Origin of the sequence: Dyadobacter subterraneus (assembly GCF_015221875.1) — a bacterium.
GTDB classification, from domain to species: Bacteria; Bacteroidota; Bacteroidia; order Cytophagales; family Spirosomataceae; genus Dyadobacter; species Dyadobacter subterraneus.
This window is the reverse complement of the sequence record NZ_JACYGY010000001.1, coordinates 1,135,807-1,159,083: the sequence shown is the minus strand read 5'-3', so window position 1 is coordinate 1,159,083 and position 23,277 is coordinate 1,135,807. Positions and strand designations below refer to the sequence as shown.

The 23,277-nt window shown below is 38.8% G+C and carries 20 protein-coding genes; 10 read left to right on the top strand and 10 right to left on the bottom strand.

From position 1 onward, the window contains the following. Window positions 1-14: 14 nt before the first annotated feature. A complete protein-coding gene (locus IEE83_RS04860) occupies window positions 15-242 on the bottom strand; it encodes a FeoA family protein (RefSeq protein WP_194119493.1) in 228 nt (75 codons plus the stop codon). 246 nt (window positions 243-488) lie between these two features. On the opposite strand from IEE83_RS04860, the gene IEE83_RS04855 reads away from it, so the two are divergent. From IEE83_RS04855 to ccsA (IEE83_RS04835), 5 genes are all read left to right on the top strand, one after another. Next, on the top strand, window positions 489-1,151 hold the full coding sequence (locus tag IEE83_RS04855) for a heme exporter protein CcmB (protein ID WP_194119492.1): 663 nt from the start codon (window positions 489-491) through the stop codon (window positions 1,149-1,151). Between the two features lie 56 nt (window positions 1,152-1,207). Beyond that, window positions 1,208-1,897, top strand: a complete 690-nt coding sequence (ccsA, locus tag IEE83_RS04850) for a cytochrome c biogenesis protein CcsA (protein ID WP_194119491.1) — start codon at window positions 1,208-1,210, stop codon at window positions 1,895-1,897. A gap of 64 nt (window positions 1,898-1,961) precedes the next feature. Next, window positions 1,962-2,189 (top strand): CcmD family protein, encoded by a 228-nt coding sequence (locus IEE83_RS04845; protein ID WP_194119490.1) that lies wholly within the window; start codon window positions 1,962-1,964, stop codon window positions 2,187-2,189. A gap of 5 nt (window positions 2,190-2,194) precedes the next feature. Then, a complete protein-coding gene (locus IEE83_RS04840) occupies window positions 2,195-2,629 on the top strand; it encodes a cytochrome c maturation protein CcmE domain-containing protein (protein WP_194119489.1) in 435 nt (144 codons plus the stop codon). Further along, window positions 2,626-5,220: a cytochrome c biogenesis protein CcsA gene (gene ccsA / locus IEE83_RS04835; RefSeq protein ID WP_194119488.1), complete on the top strand. Its 2,595-nt coding sequence runs from the start codon at window positions 2,626-2,628 to the stop codon at window positions 5,218-5,220. The genes IEE83_RS04840 and ccsA (IEE83_RS04835) overlap by 4 nt, the downstream gene beginning before the upstream one ends. A gap of 75 nt (window positions 5,221-5,295) precedes the next feature. On the opposite strand, the gene IEE83_RS04830 is transcribed toward ccsA (IEE83_RS04835), so the two are convergent. Continuing rightward, window positions 5,296-5,715, bottom strand: a complete 420-nt coding sequence (locus IEE83_RS04830; protein WP_194119487.1) for a hypothetical protein — start codon at window positions 5,713-5,715, stop codon at window positions 5,296-5,298. Continuing rightward, entirely contained in the window at window positions 5,716-8,310 is a 2,595-nt protein-coding gene (locus IEE83_RS04825) for a TonB-dependent receptor (RefSeq protein WP_194119486.1), read from the bottom strand. It lies immediately after the preceding gene. Between the two features lie 285 nt (window positions 8,311-8,595). Here IEE83_RS04825 and IEE83_RS04820 point away from each other — a divergent pair, with 285 nt between their 5' ends. Then, window positions 8,596-8,901, top strand: coding sequence for a DUF3817 domain-containing protein (locus IEE83_RS04820; RefSeq protein WP_194119485.1), 306 nt, complete (start codon window positions 8,596-8,598; stop codon window positions 8,899-8,901). A gap of 56 nt (window positions 8,902-8,957) precedes the next feature. Then, window positions 8,958-11,132, top strand: a complete 2,175-nt coding sequence (locus IEE83_RS04815) for a DUF5916 domain-containing protein (RefSeq protein ID WP_310588474.1) — start codon at window positions 8,958-8,960, stop codon at window positions 11,130-11,132. Between the two features lie 81 nt (window positions 11,133-11,213). On the opposite strand, the gene IEE83_RS04810 is transcribed toward IEE83_RS04815, so the two are convergent. The 3 genes from IEE83_RS04810 to IEE83_RS04800 form a co-directional block, all read right to left on the bottom strand. Then, complete coding sequence (locus IEE83_RS04810) at window positions 11,214-12,185, bottom strand: RpnC/YadD family protein (protein WP_228101677.1); 972 nt, start codon at window positions 12,183-12,185, stop codon at window positions 11,214-11,216. 56 nt (window positions 12,186-12,241) lie between these two features. Then, a complete protein-coding gene (locus IEE83_RS04805) occupies window positions 12,242-13,606 on the bottom strand; it encodes a leucine-rich repeat domain-containing protein (protein ID WP_194119484.1) in 1,365 nt (454 codons plus the stop codon). A 150-nt stretch (window positions 13,607-13,756) separates the two neighbouring features. Continuing rightward, on the bottom strand, window positions 13,757-14,731 hold the full coding sequence (locus tag IEE83_RS04800; RefSeq protein WP_194119483.1) for a polyprenyl synthetase family protein: 975 nt from the start codon (window positions 14,729-14,731) through the stop codon (window positions 13,757-13,759). A gap of 316 nt (window positions 14,732-15,047) precedes the next feature. On the opposite strand from IEE83_RS04800, the gene IEE83_RS04795 reads away from it, so the two are divergent. After that, window positions 15,048-15,956 carry a patatin-like phospholipase family protein gene (locus IEE83_RS04795; protein ID WP_194119482.1) on the top strand — a complete coding sequence of 303 codons (909 nt, stop codon included), beginning with the start codon at window positions 15,048-15,050 and terminating at the stop codon, window positions 15,954-15,956. A gap of 26 nt (window positions 15,957-15,982) precedes the next feature. Beyond that, a complete protein-coding gene (locus tag IEE83_RS04790; RefSeq protein WP_194119481.1) occupies window positions 15,983-16,882 on the top strand; it encodes a glycerophosphodiester phosphodiesterase family protein in 900 nt (299 codons plus the stop codon). A gap of 191 nt (window positions 16,883-17,073) precedes the next feature. Here IEE83_RS04790 and IEE83_RS04785 read toward each other — a convergent pair whose 3' ends face one another. Then, window positions 17,074-20,460: a TonB-dependent receptor gene (locus tag IEE83_RS04785; RefSeq protein WP_194119480.1), complete on the bottom strand. Its 3,387-nt coding sequence runs from the start codon at window positions 20,458-20,460 to the stop codon at window positions 17,074-17,076. A gap of 741 nt (window positions 20,461-21,201) precedes the next feature. On the opposite strand from IEE83_RS04785, the gene IEE83_RS04780 reads away from it, so the two are divergent. Beyond that, on the top strand, window positions 21,202-21,972 hold the full coding sequence (locus IEE83_RS04780; protein WP_194119479.1) for an alpha/beta fold hydrolase: 771 nt from the start codon (window positions 21,202-21,204) through the stop codon (window positions 21,970-21,972). Here the strand turns inward: IEE83_RS04780 and IEE83_RS04775 are convergent, their stop codons facing one another. The 3 genes from IEE83_RS04775 to IEE83_RS04765 form a co-directional block, all read right to left on the bottom strand. Beyond that, entirely contained in the window at window positions 21,973-22,323 is a 351-nt protein-coding gene (locus IEE83_RS04775; protein ID WP_228101676.1) for a hypothetical protein, read from the bottom strand. A 91-nt stretch (window positions 22,324-22,414) separates the two neighbouring features. Further along, complete coding sequence (locus IEE83_RS04770; protein ID WP_194119477.1) at window positions 22,415-22,840, bottom strand: hypothetical protein; 426 nt, start codon at window positions 22,838-22,840, stop codon at window positions 22,415-22,417. Between the two features lie 4 nt (window positions 22,841-22,844). Beyond that, the gene (locus IEE83_RS04765; protein WP_194119476.1) at window positions 22,845-23,276 is read right to left on the bottom strand and encodes a hypothetical protein; all 432 of its coding nucleotides are present in this window, start codon (window positions 23,274-23,276) and stop codon (window positions 22,845-22,847) included. Between the last annotated feature and the right edge of the window lies 1 nt (window position 23,277).

Here is a 23,277-nt window from a genome sequence, read left to right as displayed (position 1 = left end):
GAACGAAAAACGAATTACTCAATTTCGATGGTTGACGCCTCGTTCAATCTTAGTGATAACGAATAACAACCACCTACATTTATACAAATCGGATCACCCAAAGGAGCAATCGCATCAAGACGCACCACACAACCTGGCACACATCCCATCTCCAGCAATTTCAAAGACATTACGCGATCTGTGAATGATCTGATAACTGCCTTTTCACCTTTTTGAAGTTGTGAAACCGTACGAACCGACATATTAGCTTATTTAGATTAAATATACGTAAGTGCAAATTAAGCATTCTCCGCCCGGAATTCAAATAGTTAGGCTTATCATTTATTTAAACAATGCTATAAATCATACAAAAACATCCCATTTTTATTATTACGCTCGGGTTTTGTGTCGTACTTTTGTTGCGCGAAAGACGAATGTCCGGAAGCAAGAGTAACGGAAAACGATCACCGCGCCGAAAGCTGATAGCCGACTGCCGATAGCAAAAAGTATTGAACGAGATAAAAACCCTCATTTGGAAAGAAGTGACGCTGGAATGGCGACAAAAATACGCTTTGAGTGGTATGTTACTTTACGTGGTATCCACTGTTTTTGTTTGTTATCTAAGTTTTAATCTCCGTCGCAATCAACTCACTCCTATTGTTTGGAATACGCTTTTCTGGATTATTATACTTTTTACAGCTGTGAATGCGATAGCTAAAAGTTTTTCTCAGGAACGTTACGGACGGTTACTGTACTATTATAATCTGTGCAGTCCGCTGGCGATCATCGTGTCCAAAATTATTTATAATTCTCTGGTCATGCTGGTGCTTGCAGTTATTGGATTCGGGTTTTATGCATTTGTAATGGGAAATCCTGTCGGCGATATCGGACTTTATTTTATATGCATCCTGCTCGCTGCCATTGGATTCGCGTCAGTTCTCACACTTGTTGCGGGGATTGCATCAAAAGCTGAAAACAATGCGACCCTGATGGCGGTATTAAGTTTTCCAATCATTTTACCAATGCTTTTAATGACAATCCGATTGGCAAAAAATGCAATGGATGGCCTGGATTGGAGCGTAAGTATGGATGAGATTACAACATTGCTGTCGATTGACGCAATTGTGATCACTTTGAGCTGTTTACTCTTCCCCTATTTATGGAGAAGTTGAGATAAAAAACATTAACATTAAACAGGCGTTGACTTACGCCAATCAGTAAAAGTAGAATGAGAAAGCTTTGGTGGAAAATTCTTTGTATCGTTGTTTTTTTCTATGTGATCATTATGGGATTCATGGGACCGGTTCCCCGTTTAGCCATTATCAATGAAAGCATAAGAAACACCTATTTTCACGTCGCTATATGGATGGCAATGATTCTGTTGCTGTTTGTAGCCATGATATTTTCAATTAAATATCTTCGTAAAGGAGAAATAAGGAACGATGATATCGCCAGCGAACTTACTAAATCCGGTATTTTTCTAGGTTTCTTGGGTTGTATGACGGGTTCGTTCTGGGCTAATTTTACCTGGGGCGATCCATGGCCGAATGATCCTAAACTGAACGGAGCGGCTGTTGGTATGCTGATTTATCTTGCCTATTTACTTTTAAGAAGTTCTTTCGAAGACGAACAACGCAGAGCACGTATATCTTCTGTTTACAACATTTTCGCATTTTCAGTGTTTGTTCCGATCATTTATATTCTTCCAAGATTAACGGATTCCCTTCACCCGGGAAGTGGCGGTAACAGCACATTTGGTTCTTTTGACGTCGACAACCAAATCAGAGCTGTACTTTATCCTGCCATCATCGCCTACATTCTCATTGGCTTATGGCTTGCTGAACTAAGGATAAGGATGAAAGTGATCAAACGGATTCAGGAAGAAAAATTTATTGACGGAGGTAGCAAACAAGGGTAAATTTTTAAAAAAGTAAACATTTCAAAACAAAAATTCGTTAAGAATTAAGTACCATATGAACACCATGAAACGAGTTTCCATATTCATTTTAACGCTGACTTTGCTTTCGGGAAAACTGTTGGCACAGGCTGCCGAAACGGATGCTGTGCCGATGGCAGACAAGTTGAGGGCAGATGGCAAAATCTGGGTTGTAGTTGCTGTTGTGGCGATTGTTTTCGCAGGCATTGCAATCAATATGCTTAGAATAGATTTCAAGCTTAGAAAAATTGAAAAAGAGTTAAATATCAAGTAATCAGTATGAAAAAGATCCAGATATTCGGTCTTGTAATTATTGCGATCGCTATTGGAATTATCGTTTCAACAGCCGGCGATGCAAGTACCTATGTTGACTTTGGGAAAGCAAAAGAGATGGCTGACAATGGTGATAATGAAAGTATTCACGTTGTAGGTAAATTACAAAAAAACGCAGCCGGACAGATTCTTGATATGCAATATCATCCTGAAATCGATCCAAATTATTTCGAATTCACTTTGGTTGATAATAAAAATGTAGTCCAGAAAGTAGTGTACAGAAGTACAAAACCGCAGGATTTTGACAAATCTGAACAGGTTGTAGTTGTTGGAAAAATGGAGAACGGAACATTTGCAGCAGAAAAAATTCTGATGAAATGTCCTTCGAAATACGAAAACGGCAAAATGGAAACGACTGAGGCAACCGCATCTAAATCATGATTCATACTACCATTGGAGACGCAGGCCACCTGCTGACAATTATTGCATTTGCCTCTGCCTTACTGGCAACATTTGCTTATTTTAAAGCGGCTTTGGCCGGTACGCCACTTAACGAGGTTACCAGCTGGAAGCAATACGCACGGACTGTGTTTATTGTCCACGCCGCTTCGGTTTTGGGAATCGTTTTCTCGTTATACTGGATCATCGGAAATCATTATTTCGAATACCATTACGCCTGGAAAAACTCTTCACTTTCTTTGCCGACAGGTTATACCATATCCAGTTTCTGGCAGGATCAGGAAGGAAGTTTTCTTCTTTGGATTTTCTGGAATGTGATTTTAGGTTCGGTACTTATTTTCTCAAACAGATCATGGGAAGCACCGGTAATGACCATTTTCGCACTGGTTCAGGCTTTTCTTACTTCCATGATCCTGGGTGTTGTTATTCCTGGTCTTGATTTGAAAATCGGTTCAACTCCTTTCCTTTTGATGAAAGAAGTAATGCCGAATCTGCCGATTTACAAGATGGATCCTAACTTCATTGCCAAAGATGGGAATGGATTAAATCCGCTTTTGCAGAATTACTGGATGGTTATTCACCCGCCGACTTTATTCCTTGGTTTTGCTACGACCTTAATTCCGTTCTCTTTTGCCATCGCTGGTTTGTGGACTAAAAAAATCCATGAATGGGTTCGGCCGGCATTGCCATGGGCTCTGTTTTCCGCTATGATTCTTGGAATCGGGATTTTGATGGGTGCTTACTGGGCATATGAAACTTTGAACTTTGGTAGTTACTGGAACTGGGATCCGGTTGAAAACTCATCTATTGTACCCTGGTTAATTCTGATTGCAGCGATTCACACCATGATCATTGCAAGAAGAAATGCAACGGCGCTTAAAACTTCCTTTATATTAACAATTGCAACTTTCATTCTAATCCTTTATTCTACGTTCATGACACGTAGCGGGGTGCTAGGAAATGCATCAGTTCACTCATTTACGGATTTAGGATTGTCAGGTCAGCTACTGATTTACCTTTTGACGTTCATTGTTGTAGCGGTTGGATTATTAATATACCGTTGGAAAATCCTTCCTTCGGACGAAGAAGAAGTATCTACTTATTCCCAAGAATTCTGGATTTTTATCGGAGCAACCTTACTTTGTCTTTCAGGTTTCCAGATTTTGGCTACGACTTCAATTCCTGTTTATAACAAGGTTGCGGAAGCTTTCGGAGGAGTTCTGAACATGGCACTTCCGGCTGATCAGGTTGGTCATTATAACAAATTCCAGCTTTGGTTTTTCTCTCTGATTATCGTTCTGACAGGTATTGGCCAGTTTTTCTGGTGGAAACGTGTGGGCAAGGATAAATTACATGCTTTGTATAATCCGCTGCTAATTGCGCTTCTTATCAGTGCAGCAGTTATTGTTTTCCAGGGTGTTAAGGAAATTCAGTATATCGTTCTTTTAACAACTTCGATTTTTGCAATTGTAGCGAACGGAACAATTTTATTCCAGATCATTAAAGGAAATTATAGCTTATCCGGTGGCGCTGTGACGCACATTGGTGTTGCTTTGATGCTTTTAGGAATCTTGTTTTCATCTGCCTATACCAAAGTTGTTTCAATCAACAATTCGGGTTTGATGATTTCACGCAGTGCAGAATTTACAAATAACGATAACAAGGAGAATAAGGAAAACATAACGCTCTGGTTGAACAAACCTGAAAAAATGGGCGACTATATGCTAACCTGGCGGGATGTTCGCGTTGAACCGCGCCACATTCCTGGTTACATTCCTAAAAGCTGGGTTGACATGATAGAAAATGATTATCACGCCGTTGCTTTGAGAGATATCGTTGTCAATGAGAAAAAATACAATTCAAAAGGTGATACAATAGAAATCTATCCGGAAAATTTCTATTACGAAATTGAATACCGTGAGCCTTCCGGACGCGTATTTAATTTGTTCCCCCGGGCACAGATTAATCCGAGAATGGGATTAGTTTCCTCTCCAGATATTCAGCGTGAAGTGGATAAAGATTTGTATACCTACGTTTCAATGGTAACAAATCCGACAGCAGAACCTGTGTGGAGTCCTACTGAAAACTTCACGATCAGCATGCGTGATACATTTTTTGTAAATGATTACGTAGCAGTGCTTGATAATGTGGTGCGTACCGAAGAAGTAGAAGGCATGAAACTTGGCGAAGGAGATGCCGCCGTGAAAGCCGTTATTCGTGTGCTGGATAAAGATAATGAATATGTAATTACGCCGTCATTTGTAATCCGTGACCGCCTGGTAGCACGTAAACCTGAAGTAAATAAGGATCTTGGATTCCGCGTTCAGTTTCAGGAAATTGATCCCTCGACAGGCAAATTTACTTTTGCAGTCAATACAACACAGCGTGATTTCATTGTTATGAAAGCTACTGAAAAACCATTGATCAATATTCTATGGCTTGGTACTTTTGTCCTGGTTATCGGTTTTGTAATGGCAACGGTTCGCCGCTTCCAGGATTTCATCAAGATGCGTAACAAAGAAAATGTAACTGTCGATAAGAAAAAAAGCAAGGTAAAAGCAGCTACTGTTTAATTTACCTTCGATATAACAAAAATCCGGCTGGAATTAACTTCCAGCCGGATTTTTTTATGTTGAATCATATAAAACCTAATTCTTTTTCAAACCCTTATCTGTCATTTCATCATAAGCTCTATACTTTGATTTATAAAAAAGAACTTCATCTTCATAAACCTTAAAACTCGTTTCAGGACATTCTTTTTTTATTTCTTCTATCTGATGCGCTGCCAGTTTTTCATCGAGCTGCCAAAACAAACTTTGCAAATAAGACTGATAATCCTGGTCCAGCGTTTTTTGCAGACTTTTTAAACCTGTCACGGGGTTTTCCAAACCGGGAATCAGTTTAACCTGATCCAGTTGATTTTCACTAAAACGAAAACGTTGGAATTCCTCTTTTCCATTCCTTAACTTATCCGCTTCACGAAATGTGTCAGTCAATAATTTACACGGTTGGGCATAGGAAATACTGCTTATTAGTAAACCAAAAATGATATAGCGAGCCTTTTTCATTTAAAAGTTATAAAACACTTTGGCAAAGAAAAACGCACCATTATTTCCCATCTGAACAGAATCCCATGCGCCGCCAGATATCGTTTTATTAGGTTTTGACATGGTTGGATAAACATTCAGAATATTACTGCCACCGATTGCAAAAGAAAGATATTCGTCAAATTTATAAGCAATGGAAACATCAGTCTGTATCACAGGTTTGTAAATATCCACATAATCTTTCTCGGTATACACCTTTCCAGTTTTATCAAGCTGACCGAAATAATTATTAATCAGCTCCATTTTCCCAAAATAATTTCCTCTGGCCATGAAGGTTAAATTATCAACCGTATAATCAAGAGTCAAATTAACCTTTGTTGGAGGCGCCGCAGATAATATAAAATATCGCTCTCTTCTGTTCAGATAAGATGCCTGCTTTCCTTCGAGTCTTTCGGTGGTTTTGATCGTATCAATGGCCATTGTATTATAATTCGCTCCAACCGCAATATTCAGTTTCCCGGCTCCAAGTTCAGCTCCATATTTAATTGTCAAATCAGCACCGGCAGTAGAGGTTGAAAGAGAATTGGTGAAAAACCTGGCTTCGTCAATATGTAATTTTTGTAATCCTGGTCCAACCAACCTGTCATTCTGGCTAATCGGACCAGCAAGTATAATCCTGTTTTGTACTTTGATATAATATCCTTCCACTGAAACTGAAAAATTTTTATCCGGTGAGAAAGTAAGTCCGGCACTTGCATTCTGTGTATTTTCAAATTTCAGATCAGGAATACCCAGCGTTTTCAGGACTTCGCTGCCAGTTCTTGCTATAACCTTTTCAGTAGGAATATTAAGTGGTGCAGTGGTTGGATTAACAGTAGCATTACTAAAATACTGCTGCGCAAGTGATGGTGCCCGGAATCCTATTCCATAACTTCCGCATAGCGTAAGTTCATTTGTAATATTAAATCGCAGCCCACCTTTGCCACTCACAGCACTACCCAAATCATTGTAATAATCGTAACGGCCGGCTGCGCTTACTGAAAGACGCTTACTAATTTTGGCTTCAACATCTACATAACCTGCCGCGTTATAGCGTTTTTTGCTAATCTCTTCCGCCGGACTATATCCGCGAAATCCACGCGCTCCGGTTGGTTTTAACGGATCATAAGTACGGTAGGAAAAGTAGTCACCGGAAAATATATTGTACCAATCCATTCTGTATTCAGCACCAAAAGCGAGATTTACACCTTGTAATATATCATCGTAAAATTGCGATAAATTCAAATTAGTTACATTCTGATTCGTTTTAAAACCACCGGCATCCATAGACGTTGGCGTACCCTTACCAAAAGATTCATTGAGCGAATGATTGACCTTGTAATGAAACTTGTTAAAACCGTAAGTATTGCTGACGTCAACATTGAACCCGTTCCATTTTGTACGAACACCAACCGTTGCCGCCCTGTCCTCAATATTTCGGGATATTACGGGATCAAATCCGTTTGGATAAATTTTGTACAAACTGTCTTTCTTTAACAATGTTCGCGAAAAGGCGAAACTTTCTGTTTGCCTGTAATTATATCCTCCAAAACTGTAAATTTCTAAGTTTTCATTAATAGGTAACGACGCATTAAATGTGATCGAACCATTGTAAACTCTCGGGTCACCAAACTGTTTTCTGACGATGGAATCTGGCTGCGTATTGGAACGGTTTGTGTGATTTCTAAAATTATAATCAGCTGTGACATTTATAAATCCTTTACGACCTATCACCGCGCCATAATTTAAATTGGCGTTATAATTCAACCCGTCCACAAAACTTGAATCCCTGTTATATTTTGCCTTCCGGATACCTGCATTTGCATTCGCTGAAAACCCGTTGGTAGTTTCTTTTAAAATAATATTGACAACACCCGCAACTGCATCAGATCCATATTGGGCCGCGGCACCATCTTTCAAAATTTCGATACGATCAATTGCAGCGACTGGAATTGTATTTAAATCAGCACTGGAATTTCCTCTGCCATATGAGCCAGACAAATTGATTAACGCAGATTGATGTCTCCTTTTCCCATTTACAAGCAAAAGCATTTGATCAGGCCCCATGCCATGTATTGATACCTGATCAATATTATCTGTCCCGTCTGCACCAATTTGCCTGTTTGAATTTAAGGAAGTAGACACAAATTGCAAAAGTTGTGTCAGGTCAAATTGTCCGTTAAGAGAAGCTATTTTTTTTACATCAATGATCTCAACCGGGGAAGTCAGATCTTCCGACCTGGTTTTCAAATTTCTGGATCCGACAATTGTTGCTGGCTTGGTTTTGCCAATACTTTTAAGAATAAAGTTTTGTGTTCCTATACCGTGGATTTCTCTTTTAACTTTATCAAAACCTTCAAAATCCACTATAAGTGTCGCATTTCCATAATGGACATACATCTGATAAACACCCTGATCATTCGTAATTCCTTTTGCATTAGTACCCATCTCCTGGATTATAACTCCGGGAATTCCCTTTCCGTTCTCATCCTTAACCAACCCAGCCACTTTATATTTTTGTGCAAATGCATGAGCGGCAACAAGAACTAATAAAAAAGTAAAGTAAAATTTACTCACAATCAATAATAATTAATCTGGTCGATGAAATGATAATTCGTTTTTAAAGCTATATAGAAAAAATCCAAGTCCGGATTTCAACATAAATTTTCCACAAGTTTAAACTTTGATTCAAAATTTCAAGAATAAAATTTTAAAATAATGCTGAAAGAAGTATGTTTTTTAAACAAAACGTCAATTTATTAAAATTAGCATAAACCTTTTGCACTTCGAAAGCAGTCAAAGAAACCTCTAAATGCTATCTTTACAATTAAAAAATATCATTACTCACTCCCTTTTTATTACATGTTAGCCAACTTACTTAAAACTGCACTGGGCAGATTACGCTTTGTAGCATTCCTTGAAGGTACTTCTCTATTAATACTGATGGGTATTGCAATGCCTTTGAAATATCTTGCCGGCTACCCTGAGCCTGTACGCATGGTTGGAATGGCGCATGGTGTCCTTTTTATTCTGTATGTGATTTTGCTTATTCAGGTTGTTTTTGAATACAACTGGGGTTGGAAAAAATTTCTTCTGGCCTTGGTAGCGTCCGTTATTCCTTTTGGAACCTTCTATGCGGATCAAAAAATTTTCAGACATCCTAATTAATTTATTGTTCCACGTAAATTCTTTTATTATTCCATATTCCTACCCATAACTAAAAAGTGCATCCTAAAACCTTAATTAAACTATGGCTATGCATTGCCTTCGCCGGTAATTGTCTGGCCCAAAAACCCAATGAAAAATATCAATATCACATCCATCCGGCATCTGCTCCAATTAAGGTAGATGGCGTTGCAGAAGATCAGGGCTGGGAATCAGCAGAAACTGCAACAGACTTTTTTATGATCACACCCATGGATACCAGTTTTTCCAGGGCAAGGACAGAAGTTAAAATGACGTATGACAATGATCATATGTACATTCTGGTTATTAATTACAAAACGGTGAAAGGTTCTATCATTGTCGAATCTCTTAAACGGGATTTTACTTTTGGTAAAAATGACAATTTTCTCCTTTTCATGGACACCTTCGATGACCGGACCAATGGATTTTCTTTTGGGGCAAATGCCGCAGGAGCACCCTGGGACGGACAAATGGGAGATGGCGGAACGGTGGATTTGAGTTGGGACAATCGATGGGTAAGTCATGTAAAAAATGATGATGACAAATGGGTTTGGGAAGCTGCCATTCCTTTTAAAAGTATCAGGTACAAATCCGGAATTTCACGCTGGGGAATTAATTTCAGTCGCCAGGATCTGACGATTTCGGAAAAATCAGCCTGGGCGCCAGTTCCAAAACAGTTTCCCTCCGCGTCACTTGCATATACCGGGGTACTGGTATGGGATCAGCCGCCTCCAAATCCGGGAGCCAACATTTCAATCATTCCTTTTTCTGCCACTCGCCTAACGCGTGATTTCCAAAACGACAAGCCCAATAAATACAAAACGAGTATTGGTGGTGATGTCAAGATTGGACTTACGCCTTCACTGAATTTGGACCTTACAGTCAATCCGGATTTTTCACAGGTTGATGTCGATGTTCAGCAAACCAATCTAAATCGTTTCGAATTATTTTTCCCTGAGAGAAGACAGTTTTTCCTCGAAAATGCGGATTTATTTGCAAACTTCGGGTACGCTACCATTCGGCCTTTTTTCTCTCGTCGTATCGGTTTGGGTGTTCCAATCCAGTTTGGCGCGAGGATGAGCGGGAAAATAAATAAGAAATGGCGGGTCGGCGTTCTGGATGTTCAAACGGGTTCTCAGGATACCATTCCGAGAAATAATTATGCTGTGGTAGCGCTGCAACGACAGGTTTTCGCAAGATCCAATGTCCGGTTTATTTATATCAATCGTGATGCTGTCAATTATTCTCATGAAAAAAATGCCAATACAAATCGGTACAACCGGAATATTGGTGCTGAGTACAACCTGGCCAGTGTAAATAACTTGTGGACAGGGAAAGTAATGTTTTTGAAATCCTTCACACCCGGAAAATCAGGTGATGATTTTGTTCATGCAGCGGATTTAAAATTCAGTAAAGCGAATTTTTTCTGGCAGTGGCAGCATGAATATGTTGGGAAAAATTACAATGCAGAAGTTGGTTATGTTCCCAATGCAATCCGCAATGGTTATTACAAAATCAGCCCGACGATGGGATATTTGTTTTTCATCAAAAATCCAAAAATTATCAGCCACGGACCAAAGGTTGTGACCAATATTTACTGGGACAAACAAATGTCGCTTAGTGACAGGGAACTTACATTTTCTTATAATGTCAATTTCATTACCAGAGCAACCATGTCGGCCTATGTGACGAACAATTACACACGCTTGTTAAGACCGTACGACCCAACGAATTTAGGGAAAGAGCAGCTTGCAACAGGCACAGAACATAAATGGACATCGGCAGGTTTTGAAATTGTATCTGGTCCGCAAAGCCATTTCACTTACACTTTTGCAGGTATTTTTGGTGGGTATTATGACAATGGTCATCGTACAAATTTACGTACAGAACTCGGGTATAGAATTCAGCCATATGTTGCGATTACCATGGCTGGAAATTATAATGACATCCATTTACCTGCTCCCTGGAACAGGACACAGCTTTGGCTGGTTGGTCCACGTGTAGATGTTACTTTCCGGAACAATTTATTTTTTACAACCTTCATGCAGTACAACAATCAGGCGGATAATATTAACCTGAACGCACGTTTGCAATGGCGTTATAAACCTGCTTCGGATTTGTATATCGTTTATACGGACAATTATTTACCTGAAAATTTCATGGTAAAAAACCGGGCGATTGTTTTGAAGTTTACTTATTGGTGGAACTTGTAAAGATCAGCCGCAAAAAATGGTGTCTAAAAAGTAGTTTTCAATTACTTTTTAGACACCATTTTTTTAATAATCTTTGATATTCTATTTTATTTCTTCCTGCACCTTCCTTACAAAATCCTCTGAAACATCAGCAAAATTTGCAATTTCTGAAATTGAAAATTTCTCAGATTGTAACATTCTGGTAACTACTTTTAAGCTTTTTTTTTCTTCACCTTTTTCAAGTCCTTGCTCCAAGCCTTTTTCAAGTCCCTGCTCCAAACCTATTTCAATCCCTTCTTCCCTAGTCAGCATTTTTATAGTTTCTATAATTCCCATAGTGCTTTCATTTCCGGTTAACTGACTGATTTCATTATCAAATTTACTGTTAATTTCATGATTTTCAATATGGATAAATGTTTTCAAAAAGTATAGAAACCGCTTTACCTTTTCACCGCTATATTTCTTGCTGCCTATCAACGCACGTGCTATGGTTAGCCGGTGTTCTGCCAACTCCCATTCTGGAATTTTGTCTGCAAGAAGTGCTTTCTGTGCAGCTAATACAATGAGTGCAAACGGATTATCCATGACCAGTAACTGCTCTTCCGAATGATCCATGATATGATAATTATTGTATTTGTATACAAGTTCAGTCCCAAGAAATCTATAATGGAAAGTACTTTCTGACAAACTTTTCGCCGCACCCGTAAATACTGCCAGCGCGGTAACCGGCATGTTGTATCGATCATAAATGCGGTAGAAATACTGAAACATTCGTTTTGAAAACTGCTGGTCATTTTGCGCCTGGATTTCAATATGAATCAGAATCCATTCCTCAGCGCCATCAATCCCATAAATTTTTGCAAGCATATCAACAAAACGGCTCCCACCCTGCTTTTCAAGGTCCGGAAAAAGTTCATGGAGTTCTTTGTCCATAAATTCTAATCCCTTTTCTATATCAAAAAGAGAATCTGCGTCATCAAAAAAGAAACGAAGCAAATCAGAAAACGCTTCCTCAAAAGCACTTTTTAAAAGAATATCATTTTTTCGTCTCAATTGATGTATATCTACGTACATTTCTTGGACGCAGAAAAACGTTAAACGTTACAATTATCTCACTAACCATTCTAATTTCAATAAAACACTTCAACCTTATTCCCCTTCAAAGTCTTCAGCTGACTTGCATATTTTTTCTCTACATCCTGTTCGGTGAATGGATTCCCACGTAAGTATACTTTATCAAGCTTTTTAAGTTGTACCACGGTCGACGGGAATTCCGGTAGATTATTTCCTGAAATATCGAGCTCATGCAGACTATCCAACGCCATGATTTCAGGTGGAAAATTGTAAAACCAGTTATAACCCAAATCCAGAATATTCAGATTTTTCAGCTTTGCAGCACTTTGCGGCAACTTACTTAATTTGTTATGATGGGCATACAGCGTATTCAGATTGGCTAGTTTGTCCATTTGCTCGGGAAGTTCTTTGAGCTGATTATTACTTACTGCTAATTGTGTCAGATATTTTAGTTTGGTCAGAGATGCTGGCAAAGTTTCAAGTTGATTATAATACAAATCCAGTACTCCCAGATTTTTCATTTTCTTTATTCCTTTTGGCAAAACCGCCAATTCAGATTTATAAAAATTTAAATCCTGCACAGTTTTCAACTTTCGAAAACTTCGGTTTGACAAATCGGTAAGTTTATTTCCTCCCAGCCAAAGTGATGACAGATTTTTACAGGCTTTGGCAGCAGCAGGAATATTTGTAAATTTATTTGATTTCAGATTCAGCAGTTCCAGCGACTTATTTTTTGTTAATACAAGGCTTCTATTGGTTAGCCGATTTCCGTCCACATGTAATTGTTTGAGACGCGGTAATCTTTTCAAATCAATTTTTAACTCATTCAATTCATTTGCGCTCAGATATAATTCTTCAATATTGGGAAAACGATAAATAACAGTGGGTAAAGTTTTTAATTCCAGCTGGTTAAAAAATATCCTCTTAATTTTAAGACTGTCTTTATAAGCCAGGGCAGTTTCTATATTCACAACAGAACTGTCCGTTTGCCTTACTTGCCGTTTGACAATTTGCTTACCAAATTTCATCAACATAATCGACCGAAATGGCTTTTGCAGCTTTTCCACCGACTTCCATTCTGATACATGTTGCACAAAAGACTTTTTTAGAACCTGATTTAAGGAATCGTTATTATAACCTTTTGCTTCCGTATGGAAAATGATATAGTCAACGCTCCCTTGCTGATTCACCAGTATTTGTGTAATGACCGATATTCCGGGATTCACATCTTTTGGAACTACAATATCTAATGATTTTTGAACCAAATCTATCGCGTCATCGGAGCTCCTTTCTTCATATGTAATCGGCAACATGTCCACATGAAATTTTGCTTTTTGCGCCTCTTCTTGTGTCCAGATATGTACTTGCGCTGTAACTAAATGTGTTAACAGCGTCAAGATGAATAACAATACGATTTTCATATAGCGGCTATAATTAAATTGAATATACAAGTATAACTAAAAACAATTTAATATAACTAATAAATTAGTCGAAAAGATTTTTTTATTAAAAAACCCTGTAAATATGCTTGCGCTTTACAGGGTCTCCATTTATTGATTGAATAAAATTTACTATTTACTCCTTTCAATAGTATACTGCACCAGATTTTCCAAAGCCGTACGGTGAGCAGAATCCGGAAATTCATTCAGCAGAGTCTGGGCTTCTGCTACGTAGCGCTGCATTACCTTCTCCGCATACTTCAATCCGCCGGACTCTTTTACAAAGGAAATAACTTCTAAAACTTTATTTGGTTTATGACTTTCGTTACGAATGATATTGATCATTTTTCTTTTTTCCAGCCAGGGCGCTTTATTAAGTGCATATATTAGCGGCAGCGTCATTTTCTTTTCTTTGATGTCAATTCCAAGCGGCTTGCCGATTTCATCTTCACCATAATCAAAAAGATCGTCTTTAATCTGAAAAGCAATTCCTACCTTTTCACCAAAAGCATGCATTCGTTTTATAACCTCTGCACCAGCACCGACCGAGCAAGCTCCAACTGCGCAGCAAGATGCGATCAGTGAGGCTGTTTTTTGTCTGATAATTTCGTAATAAACTCCTTCGTTAATATCAAGTCGGCGTGCTTTTTCGATTTGAAGTAATTCTCCTTCGCTGATTTCACGCATCGCTGTTGAAACAATTTTCAGCAATTCGAATTCATTATGCTCAACGGATAACAATAAACCGCGGGAAAGCAGATAATCGCCCACCAAAACGGCAATTTTATTTTTCCATAAAGCATTGACTGAAAAGAAACCCCTGCGGTAATTGGAATCGTCCACAACATCGTCATGAACAAGTGTAGCAGTATGTAAAAGTTCGATAAATGAAGCGCCGCGGTAGGTTGATTCTGAAATCGGGCCGCAAACTCCCGCGGACAGAAAAACAAACATAGGCCTGAGCTGTTTTCCTTTACGGCGTACGATGTAATTCATGATCTGGTCGAGCAGCATTACATCACTTTTCATAAACTGGCGAAACTTGTGCTCGAAAGCCTTCATTTCATCCGCAATAGGAGCTTGAATATCCTTTATTGAAAGGGTCATATTAATTATAGGAAGTCTTGACTTACCTCCAATTGTTAAAAGGCTATACAGCGCAGTTTGGTTCAAAAATCAGGGCATTATCCGCTGCTGTACTTTAATCCTCAAATTTGGAATAAAATCTTCTCTTTATACCTATTTTAGAATGAAAATGTTTAAAATTGGAAATATGAAAACGGAAAATCGTTGAATTGAGTAGAACTACGCAGAAAAACCGTTATGTGAACACGGCAGATGTAAGTCGAAAAATAGAAGCAAAAACTAAACAAATCACCAAAATAGCTGAAAGCCGATAGCCGACAGCCGAAAGCAAATATTTATGAAGGCACTCGTGCTTGGAGGTGGATCAATGAAAGGAGCTTTTCAGGTTGGCGCCATTCAATCTGTACTTGAAAATGGTTTTGAACCGGACATGGTGTATGGAATCTCGGTTGGCGCATTGAATACCACTTTTCTTGCCAATGAAACTGGCCGCCAGTTTGAAGAAAACGGTAAACTTAACTGGCCGCTGGCGGGTAGAAAACTGCTCGAATTTTGGGTTAAGAATATAACACAGCCACAAGATATTTCAACGCTTCGTTCGCGCGTTATGTTAGGTATGAATACGCTCATGAGCCGTTTTGATGGTTTGGTTGATCCTGCTCCGCTGCATTTGCTGATCAGGAAAAATGTAAAGGATAAATATTTAAAAACTACTCCGGCGAGAATAAAAGTAGGCGCAGTGAATGTGCAAAGTGGCGAAATCAAATATGTGACTCCACAAGAACCACATTTCCTTGATTATGTTCGCGCCAGTTCCTCTATTCCTATGCTCATGCCGGCGATCGCGATTGGAAAAGAAATGTATCTGGATGGAGGTTTAAGAGAAGTAGCACCAATTCGCCAGGCCATTGCAGACGGAGCAACTGAAATAGTAGTAATCGCCTGTCATTCTCCGCATTTGTACCAGCCGGAAGGTATGAATCCGCGAAATCTGATCACGCTTGTGGAAAGAGTTCGGGATATTACGGTGAACGAATATGCGAACAGCAACATTATATGGGCAGAATCATATGTCGACCGGTCTATTTTACGCGGCGTGCCTATGAAAATGACCGTGATCCGTCCGGCATCTCCACTCGTACTGGATATGCAGCGTTTTACATCCGATGATATTTCAAGATTAATTATTGAAGGTTATCGAATTGGTATTGAAACCCTTAACAAAGTGGCAGAAGTAAAACAATAAAAAAATCTGTTAAAAAAACTCAGCTAATGTTAGCAAAACGTTTGAAAGACCCTTACCCCATTCTGTTGCTGTTACTTTTAACATCTTGTGTCCCTTCACGTCAATTCGCATCTGTTACTGATAACTGCAATTTCAGCAAATCAGGAAGTTTAAGCGCACATCTTAAACCTTCAAACCGGTTTGTCCCGTTGATCATGGCGCACCAGGGCGGAACAGAAGATGGTTATCCCGGAAATTGTATGGCAACTTTTGAAAATACCTATCAGAATGTTCCATGCGTGATGCTGGAATTTGATATCCGTATGACTGCCGACAGTCAGCTGGTTTTGTCACACGATAATGAATTGGAAAAACGCACGAATGGAACGGGATTATTAAATCAACAGCAATGGAAAGATGTAAAGCAGCTTCGTCTAAAAGACGATAAAGGATTGTTGACCAAAAATAAAATACCTTCTTTCAAGGAAGTTCTTGATTGGAGTAAAGAAAAAAATCTGATTCTGATTGTTGATAAAAAACCTGAAACGGATCTTGTAAAAACAGTCCGTATGCTGAAAGAAAATAATGCACTTCAAAAATCGGTCGTGATATGTTATTCTCTTGAAGAAGCGAAAACGGTTTATGCGTTGGAGCCAACGTTGATGATTGCTGTTGGTTTTAACAGCTGGGAACATATTACCAATGTGGAAAAATCGGGATTGCCTTTGGAAAACCTTGTAGCACTTACACCGAAAGAGCTGCAAGCTGAATCATTTTATATGAAGGTCCATTCTATGAAAATCATTACTTCACTTGGAACCAACGGAAATATTGATACCCTTAACACAGAAATTTCCGCTCCGATGTATAACAAGATATGGGAAAGCGGTGCAGATATTATTTGTACCGACCAGCCGATATTTGTGCATTCTTTGTTTCAGAAGTAAGGCTATCAGCAGTCGGCTATCGGCTATCGGCTATCCAATAAGACTAAAAGCGACTTTTTAGCTGATTTCAAGCTTTCGGCAGCTATCTTTTAATACAATTCTTGATAATGTTCATAAAAGAAAACGGCTCAGTCAAAAATTTGACTGAGCCGTTTTCTTTTATATAATTTTTCAGAACAAATCAGACGAGATTAGTTAAAGATATAACGAAGACCGATCTGAGCCTGCCAAACGCTGCTAACAGATAAGTTCGGAGTGAACGAATCTTTAAGCAGTACATTTTGTCCGTCAATAACTTGTGTGGCGATTCTGTAAACCGGCTTACCATCAGCGCCAACGCTTGCAAGTGCAAGAGGGTTGAAAGTTGTAGCCTGGTTTCCAAGTCCCCATTTGTCATGAAGCAAGTTTCCTACGTTAAGGATATCACCACGAAGCTGGATAACATTTCTTTTCTTCTTTTTACCAACCGCAACATAGAATTCCTGAACAACTGTGAAGTCGAAACGAGATAACCATGGGTAAGCACCACCGTTACGTTCTGCATATTTTCCACGACGGCTTTTCAAGTAATCGTTACCATTGATAAATGCGTCGAAAGCTGCTTGCTGCTGCTCAGGAGAATATACCGTTGTAACAACATTAGGAGCAGTTCCATTTGATACCGAAAGAGGCGCAAAAGTCAGTTCCGATGCCGTTTTAGGAACAAATATCAAGTCATTTGAAGTCTGACCATCACCATTCAAATCCTGGTTAAGCGTGTAAGAAATCTTAGCACCGCTTGTAGAAACCGCAGCCAATGTAAACATGGTCGATCCACCAAAAGTACCACCATAATTGATTTTGTAGTTAATCACACCCACAATACGGTGACGCAAATCGTTATCCGAATAAGTCAAAGGCAGATAGTTCTGACCTGTTGAAGTTGGAACGTTTGCCTGTACTGTACTTCCTACGAATGCGATATCTTTTGCTTGTCCGTATGTATAAGAAACAAATCCACCAAAACCTTTTGTAGTTGGCTTTTCTAATTTCACAGTTGCGATGTAAGAATTTCCTTTTTTAGTGTTTTTAAGTACAAAAACGTTTGAAATCTCCGGATGTATAAAACGAGCCACATTCACTGTGTTACTAGCACCGGTTCCTGAACTAGCTACACCTGATGCAGGAAAACGTGGACGAGTATCGTCACCTGTAAACGTACGATCCGGCGCTTTTAAGTTAGCATCGATATATCTCAAACCGTTGATTGTTTTGTTGTAAATAAATTCAACCGTTCCAATTAACCCTAATGGTAATCTTTGATCAACGGCAATGTTTGACTTCCAGATTTGTGGATATTTTAAATTTTGATCCGATGCGTTAACGGCATAAGGTAGCAATTTTCGAATATCAGGATCAATCGTAGATGGCAGGTATCGAGTTGGATCCGTTGTGAAAGCGTAAGCTGTTGTATTAGTCACGTTAATTACACCTGTATTCACACCATTGTTACCCAACTGATTTGAAATCAACACCTCAGGGATACGGGAAACAAAAATACCTGATCCTCCGCGAAGCTGTGTCGTTTTATCGCCTTTTACATCCCAGTTAAAACCGATACGAGGAGAAATAAGTAAACGTGTTTTAGGGAAAGTTCCTGTCGTTACTTTGTAATCGGCGCCGTTTTCATCTTTAAAAGTGAAACCAGCAACAACTTCATTATTGAAATCCTTTGCAGTTGAATTGTCATAAGCAAAAACATCACCACGGATACCAGCAGTAATTTTCAGATTTGGAGTAGCCTGGAATTCATCCTGAACATAAGCACTGTAAAGATTTCTTTTCAATGTTTGAAGAGGTTCAGCACCACCTGGTATACGTGAATAACGCAGGTTATAACGTGCAACGCTTACAGGCGAAACATTTGAGGATGGATTCGCAATAGAAGCCAGAGCAGCAGTTTTGAAATCAGCAATCGAGTTATAAACGTAAACTCCGTTCGAAGATGGGAAGAAAACGTTGTTCGAAGTAAAATGTTCAAAAACCACACCTGCTGTAACAGTATGCTTTCCTGCGTAATAACTGAAATTGTTCGTGATATTGAATGTTGAATAATTCAGTTTGTTATTAGGCGTAAAAGGATCAAATCCAATGGTAGTATAAGTACTTCCGTCTTTCAGGATATCAATGGTTGGGAAAACAGCAGTTTTATACGTTCTGTCCTCAATTTGCTTGTTGTAAGTAACAATAAGATCATTGGCAAATTTACCGTTGAAATTGGAAGTCAACTCAGCTGCAACCGAACGTGTGTTATCAGCGATTAGGTAACCTGTATTTTGTGATGACATAGCCAGGGCACTATTGGTACGGTTACCATTTCCAGCTGTGTTACTACTGTTACTGCTACTGATCAACTGATCTGCTTCTGAATTATGGTGCGAGTAACGTACCGATAATTTATGCTTGTCGTTAATGTTGTAATCAAGACGGATAAGTCCTTTTGTACTTTTGATTTTGTTGTTAAATCCGTCAAGCGCCCCCATGTCGTAGTTGAAGTTTTGTTTCATAAATGAACTCAAATCTTCAAGATCCGAAGCAAGAACACGGGAAACGTTAGTTCCGGTTTGTCCGCGGTTTAGTGACCAAGTCTCAGCAGGTGTGCTGCTTGTAAATCTTTCCGCATTGATAAAGAAGAACAATTTGTTTTTGATCAAGGGACCACCTAAACGGAAACCCCAGGTTTTTTCGCTCAGATTTGGTTTTGGTTTAATATCCTGATCACCGTTACCTTTTTTAGCAACCATATCACTTCCACGGAAAAGGTGATAAGCAGAACCTGATAATTCATTTGTTCCTGAACGCGTAACAGCATTGATACCAGCACCTGTAAAACCTGACTGGCGAACATCAAATGGCGCAACGTTTACCTGAACCTGATCAAGAGCGTCCAAAGAAACTGCACTTGTACCAGTACGTCCACCCGCCTGTGCCGATGAACCTAAACCGAAACCATTGTTAAAAACAGATCCGTCAATCGTAATGTTATTGAAACGGGCATCCTGACCAGCAAATGATTGTCCATTACCATACGGATTGTATTTGGTGATATCACTGATCGAACGACCAATTGTTGGTGTAGAGTTAATTGCGTTACGGTCAAAAGAAGTAGAAGCACCGTTACGGTCAGAACTGAAAATGTCACTGCGACCCGTTGTAATGACAACTTCCTGCAACGCTGTACCTTCATCAGCCAGTTTGAAACTAACATCGGCACTTGTTCCAAGATCTGCGGAAACATTTTCTGTAACCTGATCTTTAAAACCAACGAAAGTGACAGTTACCGTGTAAGGACCGCCTACACGAACACCCGGAAGTGTGTAAAAACCTTTTTCATTTGTAATAGTACCATAACGGCTTCCTGAAGGCGTGTGTACTGCAACAACTGTTGCGCCGGGAAGTTCAGCCCCTTTGCTGTCTGTTACCCTGCCGGTGATGGTTGAGGATGTAACCTGAGCCTGGACTTCTCCGCTCAAAAATGATAATGCAAAAACGAACAGCGCGCAACACGCTGATCTGAAAAGTAGACTTTTCCAGTTCATAAATTTTTGGGGATTTGAGTAATTGAGTTAGTAGGGTCATTCAGTTTATGAATGATAATTTTTCGTAAAATAAAAGTTTTTTTTGCTCTTAAACAATTACCCGTTTCCTACTAAAATACTATACTACACTTTGCAACTCCCTGATTTATTGGAATAATACAGATTTAAAAATCAATAATTCAATATTTACAATTCAATGTTTTATTATTGTTAAATGTGCTTTAAAGCACCAGTTTTGTCGAAAAATTTTATTACCATTTAAGAATATTTTCACCGCTCCCGGATTGCATTTGCTCAGTTATTTTGGGATACGTTGAAATTATTTCAACAAAGGGCAGGTTAACACCATAAGAAAGTCATTAAAACATGTTTTTTATTTAATGAAAAAATTTAAAAATAAAGGGTATTTAAAGGCCTGGAACTTTGAAATTTTACATTCCTCATCATGATTTATATGGCCTGAGGGTGAAAATTATAACCACCAAAAAATACTATAAATCATTATACAACTGCCTTAAATACAGATATTTAAATATAATTGGCTTAAAATCAGCATATTTCAATATTAAGTATTTGTTAATTTTCATTCTTTTTTACTTTTTCTTGTAAAAGAAATCGTTGCGATATTTGTCGAAATTGTTTCAAAAAATAAATAATCACAAAATAAGTACCTAAAGGACACTTTGAGTGGGAATCAGTAACTTTCCCGGACATCCTTGAAAAAGCTTAATATTTTTCAAAATGCAGCTAAACTTTAAAAAAATAGGCGAAACCGGCCGGCCTCTTATTATACTTCACGGTGTATTTGGATTTTTGGATAACTGGCTTACCATTGGAAAGACAATTTCAGAACAAGGTTTTGTGGTATATCTGGTAGATCAAAGGCATCATGGCCGTTCGCCGCATGAAGGCGCACTTGATTTCCCGACACTTGCAGAAGATCTTAAAGAATTCCTGCAACATCAGAATCTTACATCTCCTATTCTTCTTGGACATTCCATGGGTGGAAAAACGGTGATGGAATATGCAGTCCGCTATCCTGATACTTTTGAAAAACTTGTCATTGTAGATATTGGCCCGAAGCAATATCCGATTCACCATACCGCGATTTTGAAAGGCCTTAATGCACTTCCGGTCTCTGAAATTGAAAACCGCCAGCAGGCTGATGACTTTTTGGGCAAGTATGAACCAATTCTGGCGGTTAGACAATTTCTTCTGAAAAATCTTTACAGAAAAGAAGACGGAACTTTCGACTGGCGTTTTAATCTGGCCGTATTGACAAGAGATATGGCAAAAGTCGGGGCGCCGATAACATCGGAAAAACCGGTTGAAACCACTACCCTTTTTATGCGTGGTGAAAAATCAGATTATATTCTGGATGAAGATTGGGATGGAATTCTGAAAATTTTCCCGAATGCAAAACTTGATACCGTTGCAAATGCTGGTCATTGGGTTCAGGCGGAGCAGCCGAAAGTTTTTGTGGAACATTTGCTGGCGTTTTTGAAATCCTGATTATTTAACCTTTAAATATCTAGATTTAAACGAATTACAATTGGAAATAGTCATTTCTTCACTACTAACTGTGATATCATAAATTGAACAAAAAGCAACACCACAGTTTGTAGTTGAGCAGTTGGCAGAATAAGAAACAGCTGCTCTTGGCTTAACTTCAAATCTGGTGTTGTTGATATTGTATATTTGCGGTACACAACAAAAGGTTTTTCCGTTTTCGTCAAGTAAAATTCCATCGAACCGGAAATTCATAAAAATTTTTTCATAACCGACAAAAGGCACCCACACCTTTTCTCCATTCACAAGTTGTTCCACCTCAGCCAAATACCATTTACCAACAAGCGGTTTCATGATTTCGTCCGGCTGGGTATCGATTTTATCTTTCTTACAACCAAGCAGCAAAATGAATAACAGAGGGAAGTAAAAAAATCTTTTCATAAACTCAGTTTTTGATATATTTCTCCCTTACACCGAAACAATAATTCAGTATCATTTCATTTCCTGAATATTCGATACCCCAAACCGCACAATATGCACAACTCACGGCAGCACACTTGCCGTAGACTACTTTTCTTTTAGGTTGAATTGTAAAAGAATTGCCATTGATCGACAGTTCTTTCGGAGTACAACAATTCGCAAAGCCGTCTTTGTCAAACATTACCCCGTCGAAGCGGAAAACAAGGTATTGCGGATCATTTGAATTAACAGGTTGCCAAACCTTTTTTCCATTTACCGATTGTTCGCTTTCAGTTAAAAGCCACTTGCCAACCAACGGTTCTATTATTTCGTCCGGCTGCATATCGATTTTATCTTTCTTACAACCAAACAGCAAAATGAATAACAGAGGAATGTAAAAAAGTCTTTTCATAAACTCAGTTTTTGATATATTTTACACGTCCACCAATACAATATGTTATAATCATTTGATTACCTGAATATTCAATATCCAAAACCGGACAGGCAACACAGTTGACAGCGGCACAATTCAGGCTGTAAGTAACTTCTGACTGAGGTTGTATTTTATAAGATGCACCGTTGATACTTAATTCGTTTGGCCCGCAGCAGCTGGCTTTTCCATCGCCATCCAGAATCACACCATCGGAACGAATAATCAGATAAACCGGAGTTAGTGTATTTACAGTCTGCCATACTTTTTTACCATTAACGGTAACTTCCGTTTCGGTCATAAGCCATTTACCTGCGATAGATGAAACAAGACTTTGAGGTGTTGCACTATCATTTTCCGTACTTTTGCACTCAAGTAAGAAAATCAGTAAGAATGGAATGTATAATAAGCGTTTCATA